Annotated in this window: 4 protein-coding genes; 3 read left to right on the plus strand and 1 reads right to left on the minus strand. The window is 54.6% G+C overall.

Annotation, left to right across the window (positions count from 1 at the left end; translation table 11 throughout):
• Positions 1 to 137 precede the first annotated feature (137 nt).
• From AC2FNU_RS24075 to AC2FNU_RS24085, 3 genes are all read left to right on the plus strand, one after another.
• Complete coding sequence (locus tag AC2FNU_RS24075) at positions 138 to 1,130, plus strand: helix-turn-helix domain-containing protein (protein ID WP_496793840.1); 993 nt, start codon at positions 138 to 140, stop codon at positions 1,128 to 1,130.
• Between the two features lie 227 nt (positions 1,131 to 1,357).
• Positions 1,358 to 2,743 carry a cytochrome ubiquinol oxidase subunit I gene (locus AC2FNU_RS24080; protein ID WP_496793846.1) on the plus strand — a complete coding sequence of 462 codons (1,386 nt, stop codon included), beginning with the start codon at positions 1,358 to 1,360 and terminating at the stop codon, positions 2,741 to 2,743.
• A gap of 5 nt (positions 2,744 to 2,748) precedes the next feature.
• The gene (locus AC2FNU_RS24085) at positions 2,749 to 3,759 is read left to right on the plus strand and encodes a cytochrome d ubiquinol oxidase subunit II (RefSeq protein WP_496793852.1); all 1,011 of its coding nucleotides are present in this window, start codon (positions 2,749 to 2,751) and stop codon (positions 3,757 to 3,759) included.
• A 48-nt stretch (positions 3,760 to 3,807) separates the two neighbouring features.
• Here AC2FNU_RS24085 and AC2FNU_RS24090 read toward each other — a convergent pair.
• Positions 3,808 to 4,497, minus strand: a 690-nt coding sequence (locus tag AC2FNU_RS24090; RefSeq protein WP_496793848.1) for a cryptochrome/photolyase family protein, incomplete at its 5' end; no start/stop codon positions are given.

Raw genomic sequence — 4,497 nt, forward strand, 5'->3', positions numbered from 1 at the left:
TGCCCCCCAATGGAAGAATACCTCGACGCAGCCGAGTAAACCCAAAACAAAACCCCGCCAAATCAATGGCGGGGTTTTCGCCAATCGGAAACAAACGTTCCGATCAGGCGCTGACCAAAACCAGGTTGGTACATCAAATGAAACACTATGTTGTCACGAATGATCACGAGCATGCGGTCAAGGGTTCTGCCCCGACATTAGATCGGTTGCAGTGCATCGATGTCATTGTGTGCCGAAGCTCGGACAAGGCGTCTGCTGAACTGATTTTGGAATTTTACCGGGCTCTGAACACGTTGGTGGATAAGCAGACCTATGTCGTGACATTGCGTGTTCTGGCAGAAGATCCGGTTGGAGGACCGTTGTATTGGGCAGGACGTACGGCAATTTTTTTGGGTGATTTCGAAAACGCATGGTGTCCCAATGCAGCGGAGAAATCCTGGGTCAGTCAGGTTCTAAACCTGTCTCCCAGATCAATCCTTGTCGGGGGTGCTGTGATGCTGTTGGCCCAAGCCGGTGGCGCGGAACGCAGTACCGCAGCGGTACATTCAGGTTTCGAGGCGGCGGCTTTGGAATTGGGTATCAGAAACTGTGGTACCTCGACGCACCTTTCCGTTGACGGGCGCGTACACAGCGCAAACACACGCATCAGCGCTCTTCGCCTTATGGCCGAGTTTGTATCTTTGGACCATGGCGCACATTTGGCAGATACGTTACGGCGCTATGTTGGTTTGACCGAACCTCAGCGTACGACAGAAAGCCAGCTTGCAAACCGGCTTATCCGTAAATCCAATGGTGATCGAATTGTTACTCTTGCGGTAGAGACAATGCTTGAGAACATAGAGGACCCGCTGAGAATTTCCGATTTGTCAGATATGGTTGGGACATCCATCCGACAACTTCAAAGGCGCTTTCTGTGCAAAACCGGTGCGACCCTGTTGGACACGTACAAGGAACTCCGACTGGAGCGGTCAAATAGCCTGTTGAAATACACAGACATGCCGCTTGTAGAGATTGCGTCTGCGACGGGCTTTTCGTCCAGAACGGCGATGTCGCGGGCCTTTTTCAAGCGCTATAAATCCCGGCCAGAGCAGGTTCGGAACGGGCGCTTTCTTGGGCAGGCACCCGTTTGAAGCAAAGCCGCGATAATGCAGTTTCCCTTCGGCGCGCCTGGAAGGTGCCGAGATCAGAGAAACGCTTCTTGAGCAGTGGCTTGAAAGCCAAACTTAGCACGCCAGAAATAAATTCTTAACCACTGAGATTTAGGCCAATCTGCCGCAGGACGGGCTGTCGCAGGGTCTCTTTGAGGTCGGAAAAGCCACTCTATCTGTGTTTCAAACGAAGTGAACACAGGTGTGAGATGGACACGTTATTACTGTCCCGAATTCAGTTTGGGGCGAACATATCTTTCCATATTCTTTTCCCGACGATCACGATCGCTTTGGGTTGGGTGCTGCTTTTCTTCAAGCTGCGCTTTAATGCCACTGGGGATGACAAATGGATGGGGGCCTATCGCTTTTGGGTGAAGGTCTTCGCCCTGTCCTTTGCTATGGGAGTTGTCTCCGGGATCACAATGTCTTTCCAGTTCGGCACCAACTGGCCGGGCTTCATGGAGACGGTTGGCAATATCGCTGGGCCGTTGCTGGCCTATGAAATCCTGACGGCCTTCTTTCTTGAGGCCGTTTTCCTGGGGATCATGCTGTTTGGGTTTTCAAAGGTGCCAAATTGGTTGCACACAACAGCGACCTTCCTTGTGGCCTTTGGTACCACGATGTCAGCCTTCTGGATTCTGGTCCTGAACAGCTGGATGCACACGCCAGCCGGGTTTGAAATGCGTGATGGTGTGGCCTTTGCCACGGATTGGTGGGCAATCATTTTCAATCCCTCGATGCCCTATCGTCTGGCACATATGCTGATGGCGAGCGGCCTGACTGTGGCATTCCTGATCCTGGGCTTTTCAGCCTATCGGTGGTTGATCGGAGATCGCGGTCAGGACGTGCGCGCCACGTTCAAAACCGGGGCGTGGATAGGCGCCATATTGATCCCCGCACAGATCTACATGGGCGATCTGCACGGCCTGAACACGCTGGAACATCAGCCTCAGAAAGTCGCCGCAATGGAAGGGAACTGGGACACGCAATCCAACGTGCCGTTGGTGCTGTTTGCCATACCGGACGAAGCGGCGCGCGAAAATCGCCATGAAATCAGCATACCCAACCTCGCCTCGATCATTCTGACGCACAAGGCCGATGGAGTTGTGCCGGGGCTGAACGACTTTGTGGCCGAGGATGGGACAGTTCTTCACCCACCTGTGGCACCGGTTTTCTGGTCGTTTCGCATCATGGTGGGCACGGGCATGACGATGTTGCTGCTGAGCTGGTCAGCGCTGTGGTTCATGCGGCGCGGGCGCGGGCCCGATGGGGTGCCAAAACTCATGCAACTGGCGCTGGTGCCGATGGCGTTTTCGGGCTGGGTCGCCACACTGGCGGGTTGGTATACCACGGAAATCGGTCGCCAGCCGTGGCTGGTACAGGGCGTACTGACAACGGAACAAGCGGTGGCAGATGTTCCGGCCCCGATGGTTGGCACCACGCTTGCAGCGTATCTGCTGATCTATGCACTGTTGCTTGCTGCTTACATTGGCGTGCTGTTCTACCTGGCCAGAAAGGCGGGCAGGTCCGGCCCTACGGCCCCCAAACACACTAAGGCCGCGCCCAACGAGGCGCAGACTGTCCTGGCGGAGTAGATATGATGGAATTCTTTGGTGATCCGACACACTGGCTGCCTCTGACCTTTGCAGCTTTGATGGGGCTATCCATTCTGGTTTATGTCGTGCTGGATGGGTTCGATCTGGGCGTTGGGGTTCTGTTCCCCTTCGCTGATGACGCCGAAAAGGACCGTATGGTCGCATCAATCGGCCCATTCTGGGATGCAAATGAAACCTGGCTGGTTCTGGCCATCGGTATCTTGCTGGTGGCCTTCCCAACGGCGCATGGCGTGATCCTGACATCACTTTACCTGCCGGTTGCCATTATGCTGATTGGCCTGATCCTGCGGGGCGTCGCGTTTGAGTTTCGCGTCAAAGCGCCGGCGCATCACAAACACCTCTGGAACAAGGCCTTTTTCGCAGGCTCCGTTATGACCGCGCTCTCGCAGGGATTCATGCTGGGCAAATACATCATGGGTCTGGACAGCAGTTTCGGCACCTGGATCTTTGCATCGATCGCAGCCGTTTTTCTGGCTGTGGGGTATTCCTTCATTGGCGCTTGCTGGATCATCCTCAAGACGGACGGCGTGTTGCAGAAAAAGGCTGTGAGTTGGGCCAAAGGTGGGATTTGGGGGCTGGTTTTGGGCCTGATTGCGGTTTCGCTGGCCACCCCTTGGGTCAGCCCGCGCATCTTTGACAAATGGTTCACATTCCCCGAGTTCTTCCTGCTTTTGCCCTTACCGCTCATGTCAGGCATTCTGATCGCTTTGCTTTGGTATGCTTTACGCCATCTTCCAACGCGGAATGACAGCTGGGCCTGGTTTCCCTTTGCGGCATCTATCGTTTTGTTCACACTTGCCTTTTTCGGGATGGCTTACAGTTTCTATCCCTATGTCGTCCCTGAGCAATTGACGATTTACGAGGCCGCGAGCGCGCCGGAAAGTCTGTTCATAATCCTGATCGGATCGGTCTTTGTCCTTCCCGTCATCGCGGGTTACACGGTGCTGTCCTATACAATCTTCCAGGGTAAGGCGACTGAGCTGCGTTATGACTGAGCCCGTATGTCGAGGCTTTCAAAAAAAGCAGAAGGTGGTGCGGGCAACCTAAAGTTGGTCCAACACCATCTTCGCGCTTTCAAGATAGTCTTGCTGTTTGTCAGGGGCCATTCGGCCCCACATTCTGTAAGCATGGCCAAGTCGGGGATTGTCGCGCAGTTTTTCCGCATTGCGCACCAGGAAATGCCAATAGAGTGGATTGAACGGGCAAGCGTTCGGGCCGGTTTTTTGCTTCACATCATAGCGGCATGTGTCGCAATGATCCGACATCTTGTTGATGTAGTTGCCGCTGGCTGCATAAGGTTTCGACCCCAGTAATCCCCCGTCGGCAAACTGGCTCATGCCGATGAAATTGGGGGCTTCTACCCATTCATAAGCATCGGCATAGACAGCCAGATACCATTCATGCACTTGCGCCGGGTCAATTCCGGCCAACATGGCGAAATTGCCCGTGACCATCAGGCGCTGAATGTGATGGGCATAAGCTTCATCCCGTGTTTGCAAGATCGCCTGTTTCATGCAGGCCATGTCTGTATCCGCGGTCCAGTAAAACGCGGGCAGGGGGCGTGTGGCGTTCAGGAAATTCTGCTGCGTGTAACCCGGCATCCGCATCCAATAGATGCCGCGCACAAACTCGCGCCAGCCGATGATCTGGCGAATATAGCCCTCGACTGCGTTTAAGGGGGCTTGGCCTTCATAATAGGCGCGCTCAACCCGGTGGCAGATTTCCAGCGGCAG

This window comes from Ruegeria sp. BHSB064 (assembly GCF_059613205.1).